Source organism: Bradyrhizobium niftali, assembly GCF_004571025.1.
Lineage (GTDB): Bacteria > Pseudomonadota > Alphaproteobacteria > Rhizobiales > Xanthobacteraceae > Bradyrhizobium > Bradyrhizobium niftali.
In genome coordinates this window covers 198,902-220,845 of record NZ_SPQT01000010.1, presented here as the reverse complement: position 1 = coordinate 220,845, position 21,944 = coordinate 198,902, and the positions used below count along the sequence as shown (strand labels likewise).

At 64.7% G+C, this 21,944-nt stretch carries 22 protein-coding genes, 1 tRNA gene and 1 pseudogene; 11 read left to right on the top strand and 13 right to left on the bottom strand.

Annotation, left to right across the window (positions count from 1 at the left end):
• Positions 1-15: 15 nt before the first annotated feature.
• Complete coding sequence (locus E4K65_RS19650; protein ID WP_135175564.1) at positions 16-798, bottom strand: SDR family oxidoreductase; 783 nt, start codon at positions 796-798, stop codon at positions 16-18.
• 128 nt (positions 799-926) lie between these two features.
• Positions 927-1,439: a CvpA family protein gene (locus E4K65_RS19645; protein WP_135175563.1), complete on the bottom strand. Its 513-nt coding sequence runs from the start codon at positions 1,437-1,439 to the stop codon at positions 927-929.
• A 120-nt stretch (positions 1,440-1,559) separates the two neighbouring features.
• On the opposite strand from E4K65_RS19645, the pseudogene E4K65_RS19640 reads away from it, so the two are divergent.
• Positions 1,560-1,976 (top strand): annotated as a pseudogene (locus E4K65_RS19640) (SDR family NAD(P)-dependent oxidoreductase); the annotation flags it as partial.
• 227 nt (positions 1,977-2,203) lie between these two features.
• On the opposite strand, the gene E4K65_RS19635 reads toward E4K65_RS19640, so the two are convergent.
• Both E4K65_RS19635 and E4K65_RS19630 read right to left on the bottom strand, forming a co-directional pair.
• Positions 2,204-3,802 carry a GMC family oxidoreductase gene (locus tag E4K65_RS19635; RefSeq protein WP_167770955.1) on the bottom strand — a complete coding sequence of 533 codons (1,599 nt, stop codon included), beginning with the start codon at positions 3,800-3,802 and terminating at the stop codon, positions 2,204-2,206.
• Positions 3,803-3,945: 143 nt separating this feature from the next.
• Positions 3,946-5,439, bottom strand: a complete 1,494-nt coding sequence (locus tag E4K65_RS19630; protein WP_135175561.1) for a coniferyl aldehyde dehydrogenase — start codon at positions 5,437-5,439, stop codon at positions 3,946-3,948.
• 310 nt (positions 5,440-5,749) lie between these two features.
• Here E4K65_RS19630 and E4K65_RS19625 point away from each other — a divergent pair.
• Positions 5,750-5,826: transfer RNA gene (locus tag E4K65_RS19625), tRNA-Met, on the top strand.
• A gap of 79 nt (positions 5,827-5,905) precedes the next feature.
• Here E4K65_RS19625 and E4K65_RS19620 read toward each other — a convergent pair.
• Genes E4K65_RS19620 through E4K65_RS19600 form a run of 5 tightly spaced genes read right to left on the bottom strand, consistent with a single transcriptional unit; the run spans position 5,906 to position 9,877 of the window.
• Complete coding sequence (locus tag E4K65_RS19620; protein ID WP_135175560.1) at positions 5,906-6,673, bottom strand: ABC transporter permease; 768 nt, start codon at positions 6,671-6,673, stop codon at positions 5,906-5,908.
• The gene (locus tag E4K65_RS19615) at positions 6,670-7,434 is read right to left on the bottom strand and encodes an ABC transporter permease (RefSeq protein ID WP_135175559.1); all 765 of its coding nucleotides are present in this window, start codon (positions 7,432-7,434) and stop codon (positions 6,670-6,672) included. The genes E4K65_RS19620 and E4K65_RS19615 overlap by 4 nt, the downstream gene beginning before the upstream one ends.
• Positions 7,431-8,237 carry an ABC transporter ATP-binding protein gene (locus E4K65_RS19610; protein WP_135175558.1) on the bottom strand — a complete coding sequence of 269 codons (807 nt, stop codon included), beginning with the start codon at positions 8,235-8,237 and terminating at the stop codon, positions 7,431-7,433. The genes E4K65_RS19615 and E4K65_RS19610 overlap by 4 nt, the downstream gene beginning before the upstream one ends.
• Positions 8,234-8,938, bottom strand: a complete 705-nt coding sequence (locus E4K65_RS19605) for a GntR family transcriptional regulator (protein ID WP_135175557.1) — start codon at positions 8,936-8,938, stop codon at positions 8,234-8,236. Before E4K65_RS19605 ends, E4K65_RS19610 begins: the two co-directional genes overlap by 4 nt.
• Before the next feature lie 12 nt (positions 8,939-8,950).
• On the bottom strand, positions 8,951-9,877 hold the full coding sequence (locus E4K65_RS19600) for an ABC transporter substrate-binding protein (RefSeq protein WP_135175556.1): 927 nt from the start codon (positions 9,875-9,877) through the stop codon (positions 8,951-8,953).
• Positions 9,878-9,989: 112 nt separating this feature from the next.
• Between E4K65_RS19600 and E4K65_RS19595 the strand changes: the two genes are divergently transcribed.
• The 3 genes from E4K65_RS19595 to E4K65_RS19585 all read left to right on the top strand — a co-directional run bounded on the left by E4K65_RS19595 (position 9,990) and on the right by E4K65_RS19585 (position 12,841).
• Entirely contained in the window at positions 9,990-10,979 is a 990-nt protein-coding gene (locus E4K65_RS19595; RefSeq protein WP_135175555.1) for a fumarylacetoacetate hydrolase family protein, read from the top strand.
• A 47-nt stretch (positions 10,980-11,026) separates the two neighbouring features.
• Positions 11,027-11,803 carry a cyclase family protein gene (locus E4K65_RS19590; protein WP_135175554.1) on the top strand — a complete coding sequence of 259 codons (777 nt, stop codon included), beginning with the start codon at positions 11,027-11,029 and terminating at the stop codon, positions 11,801-11,803.
• A gap of 156 nt (positions 11,804-11,959) precedes the next feature.
• Positions 11,960-12,841 carry a PhzF family phenazine biosynthesis protein gene (locus tag E4K65_RS19585; RefSeq protein WP_135175553.1) on the top strand — a complete coding sequence of 294 codons (882 nt, stop codon included), beginning with the start codon at positions 11,960-11,962 and terminating at the stop codon, positions 12,839-12,841.
• Between the two features lie 41 nt (positions 12,842-12,882).
• On the opposite strand, the gene E4K65_RS19580 is transcribed toward E4K65_RS19585, so the two are convergent.
• On the bottom strand, positions 12,883-13,194 hold the full coding sequence (locus E4K65_RS19580; RefSeq protein ID WP_135175552.1) for an ArsR/SmtB family transcription factor: 312 nt from the start codon (positions 13,192-13,194) through the stop codon (positions 12,883-12,885).
• A 94-nt stretch (positions 13,195-13,288) separates the two neighbouring features.
• Here E4K65_RS19580 and E4K65_RS19575 point away from each other — a divergent pair, with 94 nt between their 5' ends.
• On the top strand, positions 13,289-14,041 hold the full coding sequence (locus E4K65_RS19575; protein ID WP_135175551.1) for an SDR family NAD(P)-dependent oxidoreductase: 753 nt from the start codon (positions 13,289-13,291) through the stop codon (positions 14,039-14,041).
• Positions 14,042-14,159: 118 nt separating this feature from the next.
• Here E4K65_RS19575 and E4K65_RS19570 read toward each other — a convergent pair whose 3' ends face one another.
• Positions 14,160-15,197, bottom strand: coding sequence for a thermonuclease family protein (locus tag E4K65_RS19570; protein WP_135175550.1), 1,038 nt, complete (start codon positions 15,195-15,197; stop codon positions 14,160-14,162).
• A 91-nt stretch (positions 15,198-15,288) separates the two neighbouring features.
• On the opposite strand from E4K65_RS19570, the gene E4K65_RS19565 reads away from it, so the two are divergent.
• From E4K65_RS19565 to E4K65_RS19550, 4 genes are all read left to right on the top strand, one after another.
• Complete coding sequence (locus E4K65_RS19565) at positions 15,289-15,468, top strand: hypothetical protein (RefSeq protein ID WP_135175549.1); 180 nt, start codon at positions 15,289-15,291, stop codon at positions 15,466-15,468.
• A 336-nt stretch (positions 15,469-15,804) separates the two neighbouring features.
• Positions 15,805-17,016: an OpgC domain-containing protein gene (locus E4K65_RS19560; protein WP_135175548.1), complete on the top strand. Its 1,212-nt coding sequence runs from the start codon at positions 15,805-15,807 to the stop codon at positions 17,014-17,016.
• 53 nt (positions 17,017-17,069) lie between these two features.
• On the top strand, positions 17,070-17,558 hold the full coding sequence (locus E4K65_RS19555; RefSeq protein ID WP_135175547.1) for a DUF2059 domain-containing protein: 489 nt from the start codon (positions 17,070-17,072) through the stop codon (positions 17,556-17,558).
• 189 nt (positions 17,559-17,747) lie between these two features.
• On the top strand, positions 17,748-19,361 hold the full coding sequence (locus E4K65_RS19550) for an acyl-CoA synthetase (protein ID WP_135175546.1): 1,614 nt from the start codon (positions 17,748-17,750) through the stop codon (positions 19,359-19,361).
• A gap of 66 nt (positions 19,362-19,427) precedes the next feature.
• On the opposite strand, the gene E4K65_RS19545 is transcribed toward E4K65_RS19550, so the two are convergent.
• Positions 19,428-20,378, bottom strand: coding sequence for a helix-turn-helix transcriptional regulator (locus tag E4K65_RS19545; RefSeq protein WP_135175545.1), 951 nt, complete (start codon positions 20,376-20,378; stop codon positions 19,428-19,430).
• A 194-nt stretch (positions 20,379-20,572) separates the two neighbouring features.
• The gene (locus tag E4K65_RS19540) at positions 20,573-21,772 is read right to left on the bottom strand and encodes an MFS transporter (protein ID WP_135175544.1); all 1,200 of its coding nucleotides are present in this window, start codon (positions 21,770-21,772) and stop codon (positions 20,573-20,575) included.
• On the opposite strand from E4K65_RS19540, the gene E4K65_RS47355 reads away from it, so the two are divergent.
• Complete coding sequence (locus E4K65_RS47355; RefSeq protein WP_167770933.1) at positions 21,714-21,875, top strand: hypothetical protein; 162 nt, start codon at positions 21,714-21,716, stop codon at positions 21,873-21,875. The genes E4K65_RS19540 and E4K65_RS47355 overlap by 59 nt on opposite strands.
• Positions 21,876-21,944: the final 69 nt, after the last annotated feature.

Sequence of the window (21,944 nt, the reverse complement as noted above, 5' to 3'; positions counted from 1 at the left end):
GGCGCGATGTTGAGCTTACAGCGTGCCCGGGAACGCGCCGCCGTCGAGCAGAATGTTCTGCCCGGTGATGAAGCCGGCTTTGGCGCCGCACAGGAAGGCGCAGGCATAGCCGAACTCGTCGGGTTGGCCGAAGCGGCCGGCGGGGTTGAGCTTGGCGCGCTCGGTCAGGATCTGCTCGGGCGTTGTGCCGCGCTTGTCGGCCTCGGCCTTGGCGGTGCCGGTCAGGCGGTCGGTCTCGAACGGGCCCGGCAGCAGGCCGTTGATGGTGACGTTGTTGATCACGGTCTTGCGCGACAGGCCGGCGATGAAGCCGGTGAGGCCGGCGCGCGCGCCGTTGGAGAGGCCGAGGATGTCGATCGGCGCCTTCACCGCGGCCGAGGTGATGTTGACGATGCGGCCGAACTTGCGCGCCATCATGCCGTCGACGGTCGCCTTGATCAGCTCGATCGGGGTCAGCATGTTGGCGTCGATCGCCTTGATCCAGTCGTCGCGGGTCCAGTTGCGGAAATCGCCCGGCGGCGGGCCGCCGGCATTGTTGATCAGGATGTCGGGCTCCGGGCAGGCCTTCAGCACCGCCTCGCGGCCCGCCGGCGTCGTGATGTCGCCGACGATCTCGGTGACCTTCACACCCGGATAGGCTTTGCGGATGTCGTCGGCCGTCTTCTTCAGGGCTTCGGCGCCGCGCGCGGTCAGTGTGACGTCAACGCCGGCTTCCGCCAGCGAGATGGCGCAGGCGCGGCCGAGGCCCTTGCTGGATGCGCAGACGATGGCGCGGCGACCTTTGATCCCAAGATCCACAGTTTCACTCCCGTAATGTCAGGCAGGTTTTGGACGGGCGGCACTTTAGCCAACTGTGGTGCCGCTGGTAAGGGACGGGCTCGCACCTAAATGCATGCACGCCCGCGCGGCGATGCAAATGCGCCGGATCAGATGCGCCGTTCCTGCTTGAGGCGGTCGATCGCGGCGGCGGCCTCCGGCGGCAGCGACTTGAAGCCCATCTGCCCGACCGTCGAGAACAGCGGCCGCAGATGCGAGCCGGCGAGGAAGGGCGGCTGGCGCTTGGCCGGCACGATCTGGTCGAACACCAGCACCAGCGTGGTGGCGACGAGGCCGACCCTGACGGCGCCGAGCGCGGCGCCGCCGAGGCGGTCGCCGATCCCGGCTTCGCGTATCGTGTCGTTCAGCGCCAGGCGGCCGATATACCCAAGCAGCATGCCGACGACCACGAAGATGCCGAAGAACCAGATCCAGTTTTGCAGCAGCGGCGCGCTCGGATTGCTCGCGACCTGCGGCACGATCAGCGGCATCAGTGCGACCGCGATGGGTGCGGCGAGCAGATAGGCGAGGATGGTCATGGCGCTGCGCAGCAGGCCAGTCCTGAATCCGAAGCCGATGGCGATGGCGAGCGCCGCATAGACGGCGAGATCGAAACTGTTCATGAGCAAGGCCCTGCATCGGTGGAACGAATGAACGCCGAACCAATCATTCCGGTTTCAGATCGCTAAAATCGTCTGTATTTTTGGCTCCAGAAGCTCAGGGGTACGCCCAAGGACATCGTCATGTCAGGCCTATTCGACGTCAGTAAAGAAACCATCCTCGTCACCGGTGCCAGCCAGGGGCTGGGGCGGCAGTTTGCCCGGGTGCTGGCGGCGCACGGCGCGGCCGTCGCGCTCGCGGCACGGCAGACCGACAAGTTGAAGAATCTGGAACAGGAGATCCGCGGCAACGGCGGCCGCGCCGCCGCGGTCGCACTCGACGTCACCGACACCGCATCCATCGCGAAGGCCGTCGATGCGGCGGAAGCGGCGCTCGGTCCCGTCACGGTGCTGATCAACAATGCCGGCATCGCGATCGAGAAGCTCGCGACCGAGCAGACCGAGGCCGATTGGGACGCGGTGATCGGCGCCAATCTCAAGGGCGCCTATTTCCTCGCGACCGAAGTCGCGCGGCGCATGATCGCCCGCAAGCAGGACGGGCCTCGCGCTACATGACGGGGAGCGTCATTACTGTTGACGGTGGTTTCTTGCTGAATTGAGCCCGGCCGTCGTCCCGGGGCGCGCGTAGCGCGAGCCCGGGACCCATAACCCCAGGGAGGAATTTGACGAAGACTCGGAGTTACTATCTCGCTCCCAAACTCCTCCCCGTGGTTATGGGTCCCCGCCTTCGCGGGGACGACGGCGGAGAATGACGCGATAGCGTCGCGCTACCTCGCCCACATCTCCCCCCGGATCATATCCGCCGCCTTCTCCCCGATCATGATCGTCGGCGCGTTGGTATTGCCGCCGATCAGCGTCGGCATGATCGAGGCATCGACGACGCGCAAGGCCTCGACGCCGTGTACCTTCAACTGCGGATCGACCACCGCCATCGCGTCCGTGCCCATCTTGCAGGTGCCGACGGGGTGATAGACGGTGTCGACGCGATTGCGCAGGATGGCGCGAATGTCGTCGTCCGTTCTCACATCGGACGTGAACATGTCCTTTTTCTGCAACGCGCGCATCGCAGGCGTTTCCATCAGCCGTCGCGTGGTCTTGAAGCCCGCGACCATCGTCTCGAGATCCTCCGCCTCGCCCAAGAAGTTCGGATCGATCATGGGGGCGGCGAGCGGATCGGCGCTCTTCAGCCAGACGCTGCCGCGGCTCTTCGGTCTGAGCAGGCAGACATGGCATGAGAAGCCCGCTTCCTTATGCTTCTTGCGGCCGTGGTCGTCGAGCATCGCGATGATGAAGTGCAGTTGAATGTCGGGCACGTCGAGATGGGCCTGCGTCTTCAGGAAGCCGCCACACTCGGCGAAATTGGTGGTCATCAGGCCGCGTCGCTCGCGGCGGTACCGCTGGATCGCACGCAGCAGGGATGGCAGCCGGCCGAGTGACGAGTGAACGAAGTGCGGATAGTCGGAGGCGTAGACGAACACGAAATCCGGATGGTCCTGCAGATTGCGCCCGACGCCCGGCAGGTGATGCGCGACGCCGATGCCGTGCGCGGCAAGCGCATCGCCGTCGCCGACGCCCGACAGCAACAGCAATTGGGGTGACTGGAAGGCGCCGGAGGCGAGGATCACCTCGCGGCGGGCGCGCAGCTGCTTCAGCTCCTTGCCCTGCCGGTACTCGACGCCCACTGCGCGCCTGCCTTCGAACAAGATGCGCGTGGCATGCGCCTGCGTCTCGACGCGCAGATTCGCCCGCTTGCCGATGTGGGGATCCACATAGGCGCGCGCCGCGCTCCAGCGCTCGCCACCGTGCTGCGTCACCTGGTAGCTGCCGAGCCCTTCATGGTCGTCGGCATTGAAGTCCTCGCGGATGCGGAACTGCGCTTCGCGCGCGGCCTGATGGAAGACGTCATGGATCGGATTGTCCGAGCGTAGCTTGTTGACATGCAGCGGGCCGCCCTTGCCATGATATTCGCCGTCGAAATCGGCGTTGTTCTCCGAGCGCTTGAAGTAGGGCAGCACATCCGCATACGACCAGCCGGAATTGCCGAGCGCGGCCCAGTGGTCGTAGTCCCATTTGTTGCCGCGGATGTAGACCATCGCGTTGATCGCCGAAGAACCGCCTAGGCCCTTGCCGCGCGGTTGATAGCCGATGCGGCCGTTCAATCCCTTCTGCGGTACAGTATCGAACGCCCAGTTGGCCGCGCGGTATGGCAAAGCGAGCCCGAATGGCGTGGTGATCCGCCAACTGTCGTTCCGTCCGCCCGCATCGAGCAGCGCCACGGATGTCGCCGCATCCTCCGACAGCCGCCCCGCAACGGTGCAGCCGCCGGAGCCCGCGCCCACGACGACGAAATCGAATGTCTCAGTCAATGTTGTTTCCCCCTTGAGAGTCTTCTTGTTGGTCGTCATTCCGGGGCGCGGCGAAGTCGCGAGCCCGGAATCCATCCCACCACCATTGATGCGGACAAATGGATTCCGGGCTCGCGCTGCGCGCGCCCCGGAATGACGGATAGCTACGACATGAACCGCATCAACTTCTCCAGCCGCGCGATCTTGCCGCCATAGGGCGGGTAGAGGTCGGCGAGGCGGTTGAATTTCGAGCGGTAGAACACCGGCTTCAGCTTGCTGAACGTCTTGAAGCCCCATTCGCCGTGATAGGCGCCGCTGCCGGATGCGCCGACGCCGCCCATCGGCTGGTTGATTTGCGCGAAGTGGAACAGGCAGTCGTTGACGGTGACGCCGCCGGAGACGGTGCGTGACAGCACCGCGTCGCGCGCGTCGCGGTCCTTGCCGAACCAGTAGAGCGCGAGCGGCCGGTCGCGGCGGTTGACGAAGGCGATGGCGTCCGCCGGCTCGCGGTAGCCCAGCACGGGCAGCACCGGGCCAAAGATCTCCTCCTGCATCGCCGCCATGTCTTCGCCGGCACCGAGGATTAGCGTCGGCGGGAATTTGCGGTGCGCCTTCCAGTTGGGATCATCAGGCTTTGCCGGCTGCAGGACCTTTGCGCCGCGCTCTGCGGCATCCGCGACGAGACCTTCGAGCCGCGCGTAATGCCGGTCGGAGATGACGGAGGTGTAGTCCTTGTTGGCGGGATCGGTGCCGAACATGCGCCGCATCTGCGCGCGCACCTTTTCGGCGAAGGCCTGCAACGAGTGCTCCGGCACCAGCACGTAATCAGGCGCGATGCAGGTCTGCCCGGCATTGAGCAGCTTGCCGTAGGCGATGCGCTCGGCCGCCTCCTCGAGATCGGCGGATTGATCGATGATCGCTGGCGACTTGCCGCCGAGTTCGAGCGTGACAGGCGTGAGATTCCGCCCCGCGGCCTCCGCGACCAGCCGCCCGACCCGGGTCGAGCCGGTGAACACCAGATGATCGAACGGCAGGCTCGGAAAGGCCTTGGCGATCTCGTCCTCGACGCCGGTGATCAGCACTTCTGTGGCATCGAACTTCGCGGCCACCGTCTCCTTCAGCAGCGCCGAGAAGTGGGGGACCAGCTCGCTCGGCTTGATGATGACCAGGTTGCCGGCGGCGAGCGCGCCGATCGCCGGTGCGAGCGTGAGCTGGAGCGGATAATTCCAGGGCGCGATGATGCCGACGACGCCGAGCGGCTGCGGAATCAGCCGGTTGCGCGCGGGCAGGAATTGCAGCGCGGTGGCGACGCGCTGCGGCGCCATCCAGCTCTTCAGGTGCTTTGTGGCATGCCGGATCTCGCTGTAGACCATCATGGTCTCGGCGATGGTGGTCTCGACCGCCGAACGGTGGCCGAAATCGGCCGAGATCGCCTGCCGGAAGCGCTCTTCATTGTCCGCGACGACGGCGCGCAGCCGCGCCAGCCGGTCGAGCCGCTCGGCCAGATCAGCGGCCGGCTCGGCCCGCGACCGCGCGACCATGGCGTGGAAGGCGTCTTCGAGGCCCCGGAGCGGGGCGCTCGTCAGGGATCGGTCCAGAGATCGGTCCAGAGATCGGTCCAAGGATCGGTCGAAGATCTGGTCCCTGATCTGGCCCATGGCGCTCCTCCCAAAATGGCGTTTCGCCCCTGGTTTTGTTGCCGCAAGCTGGCCCTTTGTGGAACTTCTGGCAAGGGCGCGGCTGGTGGGCCGGAATCCGGTCCATCTGCCTGTCATAAAGTCGAAAAAAACGTCCTCGCGGCCCTTTCCAAAGGCAGCCCGGGTTGGTACATACCCCCCGCACCCAACGGGCTTTGCCCCGGGGTTGCCTTCCAAGGAAGCCTTTGGGACGGAAGAGAAAAGCCACGCGAACAGCGTCGGCCTTACCTCATCGTCCCCGGCATTTCGACGAAGGCGCGCAACGGTTTAACGCGGGGTGGAGCAGCCCGGTAGCTCGTCAGGCTCATAACCTGAAGGTCATAGGTTCAAATCCTATCCCCGCAACCAAATTCGGACTTCACCGGTTCCGATACGAAAATGGCCCGCTTGATGCGGGCCATTTTTGTATTTGGCGATGCGATCACCGCTACCGGGCCGCAGTCTGCCAGGCGAGCAGTCGCTGCTCGACGAGCGACATCGCAATCGACGTCAAATATCCGGTCGCACCGAGCAGGATGACGCCGGCGAAGAGGTCGGCGGATCGGAACGCGCGTGCCGAGAGCAGGACCCACTGACCAAGGCCGTCGAGTCCGGCCAGGATTTCGCAGACCACGGAGAGAATCAGCGCAACCGTCAGGCTGAGGCGCATGCCGGCGAGGATATCAGGCAATGCCGAGGGCAGGGCGATCTTGCCGATGATTGCGGCGCGCGACATCTGCAGCGAGCGGGCGACCTCATAGAGCCGCGGCTCGACCGCGGCAAAGCCGTGAATGGTCGCAAGCACGATCGGCCAGATCGCGCCGAAGGCGATCACGAACAGCGCCATGCCTCGCGTCAGCCCGAGCATGGCGATCGCAACCGGGATGATCGCGGAGACCGGAAGGGGCCGCAAAAATTCCAGCGACGGCGCGACATAGGCGCGCATCATCTTCGACGATCCGATCAGCGCGCCGAGCGCAATGCCGGCGATCGATGCGGCGAGCCAGCCATAGGCCATGTGCTCGAGCGTGCCGATCAGCTTGCCCGCGAGATCGCCGCTTGAAAAGCCCCGCACCAGGGCGGCCCAGGCGCGGTCCGGACCGGGCAGGAACACCGGCGAGACCAGCCGCAGATTGGCGGCGAGCTGCCACGCCGCGATCAAGCCGGCCGCGACGAGGATGCTTGCGACGCGCCAGAGGATCGCAGCGCGGTTCATGGATTGTCTCCGGCGAGCGCGGCGCGGCCGAACAGGCGGCGCTGGGCCGCAATCAACAGGATGTTCAGTGCGTAGCCGATCACGCCGATCCAAAGCAGATAAGCGAGCATCAGGTCGGCGCGCAGTGCCTGCTGCGCCAGCATGATGCCGGCGCCGAGCCCGATCGGATTGATCGCGATCTCGACGGTGACGGCGACGATCAGGGCAATGCCGGCCGACAGGCGGAAGGCGACGAAGATCCGCGGCAGTGCGGCCGGGATCACGATCTTCGCGATCCGCTGCGGCGCGCTCAGCCGCAGGGCCCGCGACATCTCCATCAATCGCGGCTCGATGCTGCGCACCGCGCTGCGCGTCAGGATCAGCATCGGCCAGACGCAGGCGAACGCCACGATCACGATCTCCATCCGGTAGCCGAAGCCGAGTGCGATCAGCGCAATCGGCAGCAGCGCGATCGACGGAATCGGACGGATCGCCTCGACCGTCACCTCCATCAGCCGGTCAAGGGGACGCGAGATGCCGAAGGCGATGCCGAGTGAAAGCCCGATGGCGCTGCCGATCGCGAGGCCCGCAAAGGCGGCGAACAGCGTGTCGCGGGTCGCGATCGGAATTGAGAGGTCGGCAAGCGCAGCGGCCAGCGCCGCGAGGATCGCGCTCGGCGGGGCCAGGCTGTCGCTTTGCAGATGGGTGAGGCGCGCCCACAGCTCGAACGCCAGCGTGAGCGCCAGCGGCAACAGCAGGGGCCTGGCGCGGTCGAGGCTCAATGTTCGGTCGCCTTGATGAAGTCGAACAATTGCCGGCGCAGCCGCAGGAATTCCGGATGCTCGCGGGTGGCGAGCTGGTCGCGCGGACGCGGCAGGTCGACATCGAGCTCGATCCCGATCCGGCCCGGATGCGGCAGCAGGCCGACGACGCGGTCGCCGAGATAGATCGCCTCGTCGAGATCGTGGGTCACGAAGATCACGGTCGTCTGGCTCGCGTGCGTCAGCGACAGGACCTCGTCCTGCAAGCCCTGGCGCGTCATCGCGTCGAGCGCGCCGAACGGCTCGTCCATCAGCAGCGTCGTCGGCTCCTGCGCAAGACAGCGCGCGATCTGCAGGCGCTGCTGCATGCCCCCCGACATTTCGCTCGGATATTTGTCGGCATGGCCGGGCAAGCCGACCTTGCGCAGCAGCGCCTCGATGCGCGCGCCGCGCTCGCGCGCCGGCACACGAGAGGCTTCCAGCGCTAGCGAGATGTTTCCGGCTGCGGTCCGCCACGGCAACAGCGCCTTGCCATAATCCTGGAACACGATCGCGACCTCGCGGCGCGGCTCGGTGATCGGCTCGCCGTCGAAGGTGACGGCGCCGCTTGTGGGGCGATAGAGGCCCGCGGCGAGCCGCAGCGCCGTGGTCTTGCCACAGCCTGAGGCGCCGACGATGCAGAGGAATTCGCCCGGCCGCACCTCCAGATCGAGATTCTCGATGATGGTCTTGCCGCCGAGCCGCAGCGTCGCGGCGTTGAACGCGATCAGCGTTTTTTGCCGCCGCGCGGCGCGCGCTTCGTCGAGCATGGCAACGATACTCATGATTGTTCCCCGCTCGCCCGCGGATAGACGAAATCGATGGTCGAGTGCAGATGCGCCGCCAGCATTTTTTGCGCGGCGGCCAGGTCACGGGCAAGCACATGGTCGGCGAGCATCTGGTGACTCCGGATAAACCCTTCGCCGCTGTCGATCGCACCCATCATCACGCGGCGGTAGCGATAGGCCTGGTCGTAAAGGTCGGAATGGGCCGCCAGCATGCGCTGTGAGCCGCAGGCGGCGAGCAGCGCGGTGTGAAAGCCCTTGTGGAGCCGGTCGAAATCGGCCGCGCCTTCGCGGAATTCATTGCCGGTGCGCTCGATATGCCGGCGCATCTGATGCAGCGCGCTGACGATGCCAGCCTCCCAGGCGACATCGCCATGGAGAATGGCGAGCCTGACGGCCTCGATCTCGACCGCCGTCCGCATGCAGGTGATGTCAGCGAGATCCTCGCGGCTGACCTCTGCGACGCGAAAGCCGCGCTGGCCGATGCCGACGATCAGGCCGCGTGACATCAGCCGCGACAGGCCTTCGCGCAGGGGCGTCGCCCCGATCTCGTAGCGCTGTACGAGATCGACGATGCCGAGCCGCGATCCCGGTGCGAGATGTCCGGCCAGGATGTCCTGCTCGATGAGGGTTGCGGCGCGCTCGCTCAAGGTTCCGGCTTCAGCCGGAGCACGGTCGAGAGCGCGTTCGGGAGCAGGCATCGCCAATGTCCTTTAGTTCAGCACCAGTTTCGCGGTGACGAGCTTCGATTGCAGCATCTTTTGCGACGACATCACGTCGATCCACCAGCTGAGGTTTTCCGGCTTGAGGTTCGGCTCGGACTGGTTCGGCGGCGTCGCCTTGACGAGCTCGAGCGGCTGCTTGGTGAACTTGGCGATCGAGGCGGAGGCCTTCTCGCGATCGCTGTTGACGATTGGGGCGGCCTCCGCGATTGCCTCGCGGAATTTCTTCACGATCGCAGCGTTCTTCTCCGCCCAATCTCGCGACGCGGCGTAGAAGATGATCGGATCGGTGCGGCCGAGCTCGGCGCCGTACCGCGCGCCGACTGAGCCTAATCCCGCATTGGTCATGCGTGTGACGAACGGCTCGGCCGTGAGCACGGCATCGACGCCGCCGGACTTGATGATGTCGGCCATGGTCGGGAACGTGACTTCGACGAAATTGACGCTCTTGGGGTCGACGCCTTTCTCCACCAGCCATTTCACGAACAGCACGTGGAGGAAGGCGTTCAGGCCGGGCGCGCCGACCTTCTTGCCGACGAAATCCTTCGGCTCCTTGATGGTGAGGCCGTTGCGGACGAAGGCGGCGATCGCGGTGTTCGAGGTCGTGTTCATGACCGAGGCGCCGGCGATTGCGACGAGGTCGAGGCCGCCGTCGACGGCCTGGAGGAAGACGGTGGAGGTGGGGCCGCCGACCTGAATCGAGTTCGACAGGATTGCCGCCGGGATGTTGGAGTTGATCGCGATCGGCGTCATCTCGACGTCCAGCCCGTGCTTCTTGAAGATGCCTTCGTCAACCGCGACCATGGCCGATGCGCAGTCGGAGGTCGCGGTGCAGCCGATCTGGATCTTGGCCTGCGCCAGCGCTGGTGCCGTCAAGGCAACGGACACCCCAACTCCGAGCGCGAGACCCGCCAACATCGCCCCTATCTGCGTTCGCCTCACCGCGCTCTCCCTAATTTGTATTTTTCAGGCTTGTTTATCGATATTTTATCTGATCATATATTTGAAACGATAGCAAGGGGTGCCCAAGGTGAAGCTCGCAACATTCAGATCTGCCGGTCAGGAGAAGATCGGCGCCGTTCACGCCAATGACAGCCAGCTGTTCGACCTCGCCGCAGCCGCCGCGCGGGACGGCCAGGCCGATCCGGCCTTCGGCTCGATGCTGGCGCTGATTGATGCCGGGCCCGGCGCGCTCGATCGGGCCCGGGCCCTGCTCGACAAGGAGGGCCAGGACGCCACGCTGTCGGCGGCGGTCAGCGCCGTCGACATCCTCGCGCCGGTGCCGGAGCCGCGGCAGATGCGTGACGGCATGTCGTTTGCCCTACACATCCTGCAAGCGCCGCGCGGGCAGCGAAAGCTCGCCGCGCGCGCCAAGAGCGACATGGCGGAATTGGCGCGCATCGACGCCGAGCCGCTCGGCGAACTGCCCGAGGTCTATCGCAAGCAGCCGATCTTCTACATCACCAACCGCTTCAGCGTCGGCGGCACCAACACCACGGTGAAATGGCCGCGCTACAGCAAGGTCATGGACTACGAGCTCGAATTCGGGATCATCACCAAGAACAAGGGCGCGAACATCTCCGCCGCGAAGGCGAAGGATCACATCTTCGGCTACACCATCTTCAACGATTTCTCCGCGCGCGACGCACAGCGCGTCGAGATGGAAGGACGACTCGGCCCGGCCAAGGGCAAGAGCTTCGACGGCGGCAACGTGATGGGTCCCTGGATCGTGACGCCGGACGAGATCGGCGATCCCTATCGTTTGAAGATGGAGGCGCGCGTCAACGGCGAGACCCGCTCGCAAGGCGTCAGCGAGGGCATGCTGTTCTCCTTCGAGGAGATCATCGCCCACGTCACCCAGGACGAGACGCTGATGCCCGGCGAATTCATCGGCTCCGGCACGGTCGGCAATGGCTGCGGCCTCGAGCTCGGATGGTTTCTCGAGCATGGCGATACGATCGAGCTCGAGGTCGAGAAGATCGGCATTTTGAAGAACCGCGTCGAGCGGCAAGAGGTCTGAAGGGACGCCTGACGGCCGCCAACGAGAACAATCAACGAGGAAACGCCATGACGAGCAAGCTGATCGACATTTCCGTCCCCCTCCAGAACGACGTGCCGGCCGACCCGCCTGGCAATCATCCGACGATTCAGTACATCAACCACCAGCAGGGCCTGCCGCGCATGTTGCAGTTCTTCGACGGGTTGAAGGCCGAGGATCTGCCGGACGGGCAGGGCTGGGCGGTGGAGCAGGTCAGCCTCTCGACCCACAACGGCACGCATCTCGACGCGCCCTGGCATTTTCACCCCACCATGAATCGCGGCGAGCGTTCCTGGACCATCGACGAGGTGCCGCTGGAATGGTGCTTCCAGCCCGGCGTGAAGCTCGACTTCCGGCACTTGCCGGACGGCTATGTCGCAACGGCCAAGGACGTCGAGGCCGAGCTCAAGCGCATCGGCCATGAGCTGAAGCCGCTCGAGATCGTCGTGGTCAACACCAGCGCCGGCGCCAAATATGGCCGGCAGGACTACGTCACGTCGGGCTGCGGCATGGGCTATGAAGCAACCATGTACCTGCTCGAGCGCGGTGTGCGCCTGACCGGCATCGACGGCTGGAGCTGGGACGCGCCGTTCGTTCATACCGCAAAAAAATACGCCGAGACGAGGGACGCAAGCCTGATCTGGGAAGGTCACAAGGCCGGCCGCCATATCGGCTATTGCCATCTCGAGAAGCTGCACAATCTCGAACTGCTGCCGTCAACCGGCTTCAAGGTGTCATGCTTCCCCGTGAAGATCGAACGAGCCTCGGCGGGTTGGACGCGAGCGGTCGCGATTTTGGAGAGCTGAGCTTCTCAAGGCCCGCGTTGAGCGGGCCATTTTGCTTTGGTGACTGCACGGGGGCCCCTTTAATCGTGCCGAGCTGCTCGACAAAATCGGCGTTCTCGGATGTCGCTGCGACAGCTATACCATCGCTGTCCTGCTTTCCTTGAAGTGAGCTATCCGATGACCGAGGTCGAGCTTGTCAATGTGTTCACCCACATGGGGCGGGGCGGCAATCCCTGTCCAATTGTCATCGATGCATCGAACCTTCTCGCTGCGGGGATGCAGTCGGTAGCTCAGCAATTTGGGCATGAGTCGGGCTTCGTTCTGCCGTCACCAGGGCTCGAGTCTGACTACGTCTTCCGGTTCTGGGTTCCGCGGCACGAGATGGAGATGTGCGGTCATGCGACGATCGGCGCGCTCTGGGTCCTCGCGACCAAGGGGCGCTTGCCGGGCGAACAGGTCCGCATCGAGACGCGCAGTGGATCGGTGACGGGTTATGTCGATCGTGTGGACTCGGGCGATCCGTCCGTCGAAATCAGCCAGCCCGTCGGCAAGGTCGTTGATCTCTCGCATGCCGAAGAGGAGGACGTTCTGTCGACGCTCAAGCTGTCGCGCCGCGATCTGCTTGACCTACCTGTGCAGAACGCCGTCACGTCACGCGTGAAGACGCTCATCCCGATCAAGGGCGTCCGCGAGCTCAGCGAACTGGTGCCGGACCCGGCGCAGATCGAGGCGTGCTGTGGACGGATCGGGTCCACCGGACTCTACCCCTACGCCATCGACCACCAGGGCGAACGACGTTTCGAGGCGCGGCAGTTTCCGAAGTCGTCCGGTTACCCGGAAGATGCTGCCACCGGCATTGCCGCCGCGGCGCTTGCGTTCGGACTGCTCAAGAACGAACTGGTTGAACCCAACAGCGAGCGGATCACCATCATGCAGGGCCGCGCGATGGGAGCGTTGTCCGAGATCCGGGTGCGCCTCGGCTTCGCGGGCAGTAGGCCCGTCGGTTGCCTGCTGGGAGGCTCGGTCACGCGCGCGGAGCAGCACGTCTTGCAGCCGTAGCAGGGACGGCGGCTACACCTGTGCCTTCAGCGCGAATGCCTTCAGTCCGGAAAGCTCAGGATCATCTTGAGCAGTTTCGGAAATCGCGCGTTGATGTCCTCCTCGCGCAGGACGTTGCGGTGCTGGACGCCTTGCTTTGACGTCCGGACCAGGCCGGCTTCCCGCAGTATCCGAAAATGGTTCGACAGGGTCGACTTCGCCATGTCAGGGCAAGGCGCTGCCTCGGTGCACGACATGCACTCGTTTTGCGCGGCCAGGCTTTTGACGATACGCAGCCGCATAGGATCCGCGAGGGCGCCGAGCACCCCGGCCAGTGTAATCTCCTCCCGCGCCGGGTGAACGAACTGCGCCATGCCCAAAATATAGCATGTCCCTTGAACTGGTTCAATAGTTCACTAGTATTGAACTATTGAATTTCGGCATCCCGCCGAACAACGGAGACATGCGATGACCAAGAGACTTGAAGGCAAAGTTGCGCTCGTGACCGGCGCGTCCAAAGGCATCGGTGCCGCAATCTCCGCCCGGCTCGCGGCCGAGGGTGCGGCGGTCGCCGTCAACTACAGCGCCAGCAAAGAGGCCGCCGACCGCGTGGTCGCCGCCATTGTCGCCAAGGGTGGCAAGGCCGTCGCAGTCCGCGGTAACCTCGCCGACGCCAAGGACGTGAAAAGCGTCGTCGAGGAGACCGTGAAGGCGTTCGGTGCGATCGACATCCTCGTCAACAACGCGGGCGTTTACGAATTCGCACCACTCGAGGCCATCACGCCCGAGCATTTCCACAAGCATTTCGACCTCAACGTGCTCGGCCTTCTCCTGGTCTCGGGTGAAGTGTCGAAGCACTTCAACGCCAATGGCGGAAGCATCATCAACATCAGCTCCGGCGTATCGACCATCGCGCCGGCGAACACCGCCGTCTACACCGCGACGAAGGCATCGGTGGATGCGATCTCCGCCGTGCTGGCGAAGGAGCTGGCGCCGCGCAAGATCCGCGTCAACGCCGTCAATCCGGGCATGATCGCCACCGAAGGCGTCGTGTCGGCCGGCCTGCACGAGGGCGACATGCGCAACTGGATCGAATCCGTCACCCCGCTTGGCCGCATCGGCAAGGCTGAGGAGATCGCTGCCACGGTGGCCTTCTTCGCCTCGGACGAGGCGTCCTACGTCACCGGCGAGACGCTTCACGTCACCGGCGGTCTTCGCTGACGAGGCGCGTGCTCTCGCGGGCGCGACGTCGCTGAAGGCCAAGTTCGGACTTCACCGCTTTGGATGAGAAAATGGCCCGCATTGAGCGGGCCATTTTTGTTTTGGCGACAGACAAGCGTCAGAAATGGATGATGGGCTTGTTGTCCGCTCCCACCAGGCTCGACGGCGCCTCCCCGAACACCAGCCCCTCCGGCTGAAACTTGATCGTCTTCCCGCCCTCGACGAACTCCGCGAAATTCCGCGGCGTGGCCGAGTGCACGCCGTTGGTCAGGAAGTCGTCGATCGCATAGCAGGTGTCGGGCTTGCCGCCGGAGCCTTCGCCCAGGAACTTCTGGAAGTTCTGGCTGGTCACCTTCGCCTTCTTGCGCGCCGACCAGTTGGTGTAGCGGCGGTAGAGCTTTGGCATGATCACCGGGCCCTTGTCGGTCGCGAGCACGTCTGTCTCGTTCTTCCTGGGCTCGCGCAGGTCGAAGTCGAACGCGGGAATCGTCCTGGCGAGATGTTTCCAGACCAGCAGCTTCTTCGTCCGCGCGGTCTTGGCGAGGGCGAGGAAGGCCTTGATCTCGTCGTCGTTCATCGAGGAGTAGAACGTCGGATAGGCAAAGCCCTGCTCGACCAGCCAGTGGTTGATGTCGACCGTCCGGTTCGCGACCGTCACCTCGATGTCGCCGACCAGTCGTCCATAGGTGTCGAACACCTCGTTCGGCGCATCGACATGGGTGAACACCCGGCAGGCCAGCGTCGGTCCGCCGGCACGGCTGAGGAAATCATGCAGCGCCTTGCTCGACGTCGCGCCGAGGAATTGCCGGTAGGGGTGCGTGACCTCGTGATAGGCCTGCCGCTTGGCATCCGTCAGGCCCTTCTTCTCGGCGGGCGACAGCGGCGAGGGCTGGTAGTGCAGCTCCGGCGCGTCGATGCCCTGAAGGCGAACGGTCAGCTTGCCGTTCTTGATCGGCGCCGTGTTGGTTCGGCCCTTGACCTTGGCGTTGTCGAAGACGTGGGTCGACTGGAATGGCGAGGTGTCGTTCTTGCGAAAGCGGATCGCATTGGGCGCGATGGCCACCACGACTTTGGTGGTGTCGGCGTCAGACCGCCCCTCCGGCCAGAACTGGCTGACCTCGATGGTGCCTTCGACCTCCAGCAGTCCCACGGGCATCGGCCGCTCCTGTCAACGGGCGCGACGGTCGCCTCGAGCAGGCGACTCGCGCACGGCTGGAAGGAACGGATCATTTTCGTGCGACAGGCCCATGACGGGGCGCGGCGGCGAAGCCGTGGTGACGCCGCCCGCGGGCGAAGAGAACAAGGCCGCGATCCTTGCCGCCCTCCGCGCGGCGATTGCGATCGCGTCCGACAGCGGCGCGCTGCCGCTGAACCAGAAGGAGGCGATGCTGAACGGGATGCTCGCTCGGGGCGTCGCGCTCACCTGATCTTGCCGTTCCATCCGCCTGGCGTGCGATCGTACCGTCGGTGGCGATTGTCGGGCCCGATATTCCGTTATTTATTATATAAAACAACGACTTAGGCTGCCCCTTCTACTGTGCATGGGGTTGTTTTCGATGTTTTGTGAGCCGGCCGCCGCTTCGGCGCGGCCCGGCAGCGGTCACCGCCGCCCGTGATGACGAAGTCTCTTGCGCGGACACCTGGGTCGGCTACCGTTGGCAGTCAGCTAGCCGCAGGGCCAGGTGATCTTTTGATACGGATTTTTTAGCATTCCATTTTGCCGGCGCCGCCATGGCGCGACGCCCACGGGAAGAGGCGGGGCCATGATCACACGAGACCAGTCGGCACTCCTGGCGCCGGTCGAGCGCGACCTGCGGCTCGATCTTTTCCGCGGCATCGGGCTGTGGATGATCTTCCTCGACCACATCCCGCACGACGTCGTGGCCTGGCTGACGCTGCGCAACTACGGCTTCAGCGACGCCGCCGAGTTCTTCGTCTTCATCTCCGGCTACCTCGTCGGCTGGATCTACGGGCCGATCATCGCGGGCGGCTGGTTTCTAGCCGCGCTCAAGCGGCTGTGGCGGCGCGCCGCCGAGATGTACGTCGCCCACATCATGCTGTTCCTTTTGTTCACGGCGCAGATCGCGCGCACCGCGCGCCGCTTCGACAATCCGATGTACGAGCACGAGTTCAACGTATTCAATTTCCTGTCGCATCCGGACGAGCTGATCGGGCAGGCGATTCTGCTGAAATACAAGCCGGTCAATCTCGACGTGCTGCCGCTCTACATCACGCTGGTGTTCGCCGCGCCCTTCATCGTCTGGTGCCTGGTGCGGCGGCCGAACCTGACGCTTGCGGCGTCCGTGGTGCTCTATGTGCTGTCGCGCTGGTTCGACTGGAACGTGGCGTCCTATCCGCCAGGTAGCCACTGGTACTTCAACCCGTTCTGCTGGCAGCTGATGTTCGTGTTCGCGGCCTGGTGCGGCATCGGCCAGATCGGGAAGATCGCGACATGGGTCTGGTCGAAGGCGGCGATGACGCTCGCGGCGGCCTGGCTCGTCTTCGCGCTCCTGATCGTGATGACCTGGCACGTGCCTGCGCTCGAGGCCCTGATCCCGAAATGGATGATCAAGGCGATCTACCCGATCGACAAGACCGATCTCGACATGCTGCGCTTTACGCATTTCCTGGCGCTGGCGATCTGGGTCACCCATTTCATCTCGCGCAAATGGCGGTTGCTGCACGGACCCTGGCTGCGCCCCGTCATCCTCTGCGGCCAGCATTCGCTGCCGATCTTCTGCTTGGGGGTGTTCCTCTCGTTCTCCGCGCACTGGATCCTGACGCAATACACCAAGGGCGCCTGGGAGCAGCTCGCCGTCTCCGCCGCCGGCATCGTCATCATGATCGGCGCCGCCTGGCTGCTCGGTCGTACCGAGCGGGTGCCGAACCTGTTCGTGAAGGTGACGGAGGTCGAGGATCCCGAGCCCGCAGTCGAAGGCGCTCCGGCGGCGGCCGCGACGCCCGCGAGCCGCTGAAAGCATCATGGCGCCAGCCCGCCATCTCACGGAGAGATCCAACGGAGAGGTTCATGTCCAGACGTTTGTTGACGATCGCCGGCGCTCTCCTGTTCCTGGTCTGCGGCGCCTCCGCACAGGCACCGTCGCCGGAGGCGATGAATGCGGCGCGCAAGCTGGTGGTCACGTTGAAGATCGCGGATCAATACCGCGTATTGCTGCCGCAGCTCCTGCTCAAGCTCAGGCCCGTGGTCGCCCAGGACAGGCCGGAGATCGAGCGCGACTATGATGCGCTGACGGCGCCTGGCTCCGAGATCTACGCTCCGTTCGTCACCTCGATGATCGATCAGATCGCGGCTCTCTACGCCGCCAGCTTCACCCTCGATGAGCTGCGCCAGATCGAGGCGTTCTACGCCCAGCCGGCCGGACGGAAGTTTCTGGAGAAGTCGGATGCGCTGACGCAGGCGAGCACGCAGATCGGCCAGGACGTCAGCCAGAAGGCGGCCGACGAGCTGAAGCAGCGCCTGATCGAGGCGCTGCGGCAGAAGGGACACAAGCTCTAAGCGAAAAACAGCGCAAGGCCACGAGCAGCTAAGGTCCGGTGCGAGCTTCACCCCCAAGGCTGTGCACGTCGGAGATGAACATCACAATCGCCGCCAGGTTCTTGCGTCATGACGCCGGCCGCATGGAATTTGACGGAGCCGACAGCGCCGACTACGCTTCGCGCAAATTGCAAATCTTGGGGAATGGAAATGTCCGGCGACATCGCAGCCACCATCTCGAAAGCGCGCGAGCATTCCATTGGCGATCTCCTGCGCCGTTCGGCAGGGCGGGAGCCGAACAAGCTCGCAGTGAGCTGCGGCAGCGTGAGCTGGACTTTTGCCGAGATGGACGCGATCTGCAACCGGCTCGGCCGCGGCCTGCTCGGCCTCGGCGTCAAGAGGGGCGATCGCCTCGCCGTGCTCTCGCGCAACTCGCACGCCTTTGCCGCGCTCCGCTTCGCGGTGGCGCGAATCGGCGCGGTGCTGGTGCCGATCAACTTCATGCTCAATCCGGACGAGATCAATTTCATCCTGAAGAGCTCCGGCGCAAAGCTGCTCGCGACCGGACCTGATTTCGTCGAGCCCGCGCGTGCCGCCTCGGCGAAGGACTGTGCGGTCGAGAAGATGATCTGGCTGCCGGGCGAGGATCCCGCCACCGCGCCGGCCGGCCTCACCACCTTCGACGATCTGCTTCATGCCGACGGCGCGTTCCTGGAGGCGTCGGTCGACAGCCGCGACCTCGCGCAGATCGTCTACACCAGCGGAACGGAGTCGCTGCCCAAGGGGGCGATGCTGACCCATGAAGCGGTGATGTGGCAATATGTCAGCTGCATCATCGACGGCGGCATGAGCGTGGACGACAAGTTCCTGCATGCGCTGCCGCTCTATCATTGCGCCCAGCTCGACGTGTTCCTGGGGCCGCAAGTCTATCTCGGCGCCTCCGGCGTGATCACGGGCAAGCCGACCGCCGACAACATCCTGGCCCTGATCCAGGCGCACGGGATCACGTCCTTCTTCGCGCCGCCGACGATCTGGATCGCGATGCTGCGCTCGCCCAATTTCGACAAGACCGATCTGTCGACGCTGCAGAAGGGTTATTACGGCGCCTCGATCATGCCGGTCGAGGTGCTGCTGGAGCTGCAGCGCCGTCTGCCCAACGTCAAGTTCTGGAATTTCTACGGCCAGACCGAGATCGCGCCGCTCGCGACCGTGCTGCGCCCCGGGGACCAACTGCGCAAGGCAGGCTCGGCCGGCAAGCCGGTGCTGAACGTCGAGACGCGTGTGGTCAATACCGCGATGGAGGACGTCAGGGTCGGCGAGGTCGGCGAGATCGTGCACCGCTCGCCGCACCTGTTGTCCGGCTATTACAACGATCCCGTCAAGACCGCGGCGGCGTTCTCCGGCGGCTGGTTTCACTCCGGCGATCTCGCCACCGTCGATGAAGAGGGCCACATCACCGTGGTCGACCGCGTCAAGGACATGATCAAGACCGGCGGCGAGAATGTCGCGAGCCGCGAGGTCGAGGAGATGGTCTACCGCATCCCGGCGGTGTCCGAGGTCGCCGTCGTCGGCCTGCCCGATCCGCGCTGGATCGAGGCGGTCACTGCGATCGTCGTGGTCAAGAGCGGCGAGAAGCTCGACGAGGAGTCCGTGATCAAGCACTGCGCCGGCCAGATGGCGCATTTCAAGGTGCCCAAGCGGGTCATCTTCGTCGACGCGCTGCCCAAGAACCCGAGCGGCAAGCTGCTCAAGCGCGAGCTGCGCCAGCGCTTCGTCGGCGGCGAGACGCTCGACAAGGCGATCCAGAAGAATTTCGGGACGTGAGGGCGGGCGAAGTGGTGACGTCCCGGCCCGGCTCGAGCAGTCGTCGCGGCAGTACCGCGGCGTCGTCTAGCCGACGTCGCCGGCCAGCTTCCTGACATCGTCCGGTGTCCGTCCGAAGCGGCGGCGAAACGCGCGATGGAAGTAGGAGACGTCGTGAAATCCGGCAAGATGCGCGATCTCGATGATCTTGCGCGTGCGCAAATTTGGATTTCGAAGCAGCCGCTCGGCGCGCAGCAATCGCTGCTCCAGCACGAATCCGCTATAGGTGATGCCGGCCTGCTCGAACAGCAACTGGATCGTGCGCGGGCTGACCCGGTGCGCGGCTGCAAGATCGGTGAGCGACAGCGCGGGGTTGCCCAGCTGCATCAGGATGTCGGATTTGAGGGTTTCGAAACGCGCCGCCGCAAGGCCACGCATGCGCGCTTCCTCGGCGACATCGCCGCGCGCTCCGATCATCAGCACGGCGAGGTCGAACAAATGCTGAGAGACGGCGTCGAGCTCCGCGGGCGCGAGCTTGTCGGCATAGGCATGCGCGAGATCGTAATATCGCAGATACATCGACGTGATCGGATTGGCGCCGGGGATCGACTGCGCGATCAGGTCTTCGGCATTCGGGCACGCGCGCAGCAGCGCCTTGCGCGGCAGCAGCGCGGTCTGGAAATTTCCGTAGGCCGTCTGGGTGATGTGGGCGCCCTTGATCGAGGGATCGCCGATCGTGATGTCGCCCGCGGCGATCTCCAGCGGGCGTTTTCCCATGGCCCCGCTCAACGCCGAATTCGGCGACATCGTGATCACCAATTCGTCGTTCGTCCCCAGTGACACGAAAGAAAGCGGCGTGCCGAACGAGGCCGAGAGTCTGAGGCGTGGAAGAATGGCCGGCGCAATGGTCCGGTGAACGCGTCCTTCCCCGACCGGCACGAAATCGACGTTCGCCACCTGGCGGCAAAACTGCTCGCGCCATCTCTCATAGGCCTGGCCGTTCGGGTCGCCATCGAACGAGAGTTGAGGCTGGGTCATCGATCGAGAAGGAAAGTTCGTTGCGATATGTCGCAGGTTGTATCTTCGGGCCGATGCGCCGCAAGCGGCAAAAGCGCTGGATTGCGTGAAAAGCCACTCGCGATGACGCATTGAGACCGCGACCAGGTGCCGCAGCCTGGCATGCCCGGATCGTAAAAGCAGTTGGCGCCGTGGCGTCCGTCCGGCGGCTGGCCTCAATACTTCTTCACCGCAGCCCCGAACGCGAGCCACAGCGCCATCGAAGCGAGGCCGAATCCGCCGAGCAGCAGGAAGGTCGGGGCGTAGCCGATCCACTCCGCGATCCAGCCGCCGAGCGCGGGGCTCAGGCTTGCGCCGACGCCCTGCACCGTGATGACGGCACCCTGGCCGAGATTGATGCGGCCGGTGCCGTTGAGCGAGCGGGCGACCATGCCGGGGACGGCAACCGTCTGGAGCCCGGTGCCGATGCCGTCGAGCACCTGCATCGGCACGACGCCCCACCATCCCGTGACGAAGAAGGCGAGGACGCCGCGGACCGGCAGGAACATGAAGGAGACAAGAATAATCGGCCAATAGTTGCGCTTGCTTGCCGCCCGCATCGCGATCAACGACGTCACGATCATCACGCCCTGTGCGATCACGATAGTGGTCGCGACGAAGCTCGGACCGTTGGCCTGGCCCTCGGCCACCGCCGCAAGTCCATAGAGCGGCACGATGGCGGCGTTGCCGAGATGGAACAGAGCGAGCGCCAGCGCCAGCACGAGCAGCGGCCTGTGCTTGAGCAGCATCGTGAGCGCGTCAGGCGCGCTGTCCGGATCGTCCTCCTTGCAGCCGCGCGCGGCGCGATCGTCGATCGTTTTCGCCGGGATCATCAGCACGCAGGCGATCGCGATGACCCCGAACAGGGCCGCCAGCGCGAACACGGAGACGTAACCGAATCTGTAGCCGAGATAGCCCGACAGTGCGGCGCCCACCATGTTGCCGGCATGGTTGAACGCCTGGTTGCGGCCGTTCAGCGCATTGAAGCCCTTTTGCCTGGCGATGCCGAGCGTGATGCCTGTTACCGCCGGCACGATGGCGGCGCTCGCGATCGATTGCGCGACTTGCGAGAAGGTCACCGCCCAGAAATTCTGCGAGATCAGGATGAGCGCGGATGCGAGAACGACGCAGATGCCGGGAATGACGACCCACAGGCGCTTGTTGCGGCTGGAATCGATGAAGCCGCCGATCGGCGTCGTGATCAGCATGCCCGCGACATTGCCGATCGTCATGGCGGTGCCGATCAATCCGCTCGCCCAGCCACGTTCCTGGAGGAATACGCCGACGAACGGCCCAATGCCCGACTGCATGTCGGCCATGAAGAAGTTGAGTGCAAACAGCGGCCAGATGCGGGGTGGGGAGGGGCGCGATGTCATCGAGACGCTGAACGTGTTCCTGCCGATCGATGGGGCTCGCGCAAAACTGATCGTGAAGACCGGGCAATTGCGCCGGCATGGACCAGAACGTAACCTGCGTTGACAACGTTGGTTCCTCCCCACTTGCCCCGTGGGGCGATGTCACGTCCCTCCGTCCCGGCCTCTTTCGGAT

Excerpts from the sequence above, each read along its gene's own strand:
- E4K65_RS19645 (WP_135175563.1), bottom strand. The coding sequence starts at position 1,439 with ATGAACAGTTTCGATCTCGCCGTCTATGCGGCGCTCGCCATCGCCATC.
- E4K65_RS19630 (WP_135175561.1), bottom strand. The coding sequence starts at position 5,439 with ATGGGCCAGATCAGGGACCAGATCTTCGACCGATCCTTGGACCGATCT.
- E4K65_RS19620 (WP_135175560.1), bottom strand. The coding sequence starts at position 6,673 with ATGAACCGCGCTGCGATCCTCTGGCGCGTCGCAAGCATCCTCGTCGCG.
- E4K65_RS19610 (WP_135175558.1), bottom strand. The coding sequence starts at position 8,237 with ATGAGTATCGTTGCCATGCTCGACGAAGCGCGCGCCGCGCGGCGGCAA.
- E4K65_RS19605 (WP_135175557.1), bottom strand. The coding sequence starts at position 8,938 with ATGCCTGCTCCCGAACGCGCTCTCGACCGTGCTCCGGCTGAAGCCGGA.
- E4K65_RS19600 (WP_135175556.1), bottom strand. The coding sequence starts at position 9,877 with ATGTTGGCGGGTCTCGCGCTCGGAGTTGGGGTGTCCGTTGCCTTGACG.
- E4K65_RS19590 (WP_135175554.1), top strand. The coding sequence starts at position 11,027 with ATGACGAGCAAGCTGATCGACATTTCCGTCCCCCTCCAGAACGACGTG.
- E4K65_RS19585 (WP_135175553.1), top strand. The coding sequence starts at position 11,960 with ATGACCGAGGTCGAGCTTGTCAATGTGTTCACCCACATGGGGCGGGGC.
- E4K65_RS19580 (WP_135175552.1), bottom strand. The coding sequence starts at position 13,194 with ATGGCGCAGTTCGTTCACCCGGCGCGGGAGGAGATTACACTGGCCGGG.
- E4K65_RS19575 (WP_135175551.1), top strand. The coding sequence starts at position 13,289 with ATGACCAAGAGACTTGAAGGCAAAGTTGCGCTCGTGACCGGCGCGTCC.
- E4K65_RS19570 (WP_135175550.1), bottom strand. The coding sequence starts at position 15,197 with ATGCCCGTGGGACTGCTGGAGGTCGAAGGCACCATCGAGGTCAGCCAG.
- E4K65_RS19565 (WP_135175549.1), top strand. The coding sequence starts at position 15,289 with ATGACGGGGCGCGGCGGCGAAGCCGTGGTGACGCCGCCCGCGGGCGAA.
- E4K65_RS19560 (WP_135175548.1), top strand. The coding sequence starts at position 15,805 with ATGATCACACGAGACCAGTCGGCACTCCTGGCGCCGGTCGAGCGCGAC.
- E4K65_RS19555 (WP_135175547.1), top strand. The coding sequence starts at position 17,070 with ATGTCCAGACGTTTGTTGACGATCGCCGGCGCTCTCCTGTTCCTGGTC.
- E4K65_RS19550 (WP_135175546.1), top strand. The coding sequence starts at position 17,748 with ATGTCCGGCGACATCGCAGCCACCATCTCGAAAGCGCGCGAGCATTCC.
- E4K65_RS19545 (WP_135175545.1), bottom strand. The coding sequence starts at position 20,378 with ATGACCCAGCCTCAACTCTCGTTCGATGGCGACCCGAACGGCCAGGCC.
- E4K65_RS47355 (WP_167770933.1), top strand. The coding sequence starts at position 21,714 with ATGAAGAAGTTGAGTGCAAACAGCGGCCAGATGCGGGGTGGGGAGGGG.
- E4K65_RS19540 (WP_135175544.1), bottom strand. The coding sequence starts at position 21,772 with ATGACATCGCGCCCCTCCCCACCCCGCATCTGGCCGCTGTTTGCACTC.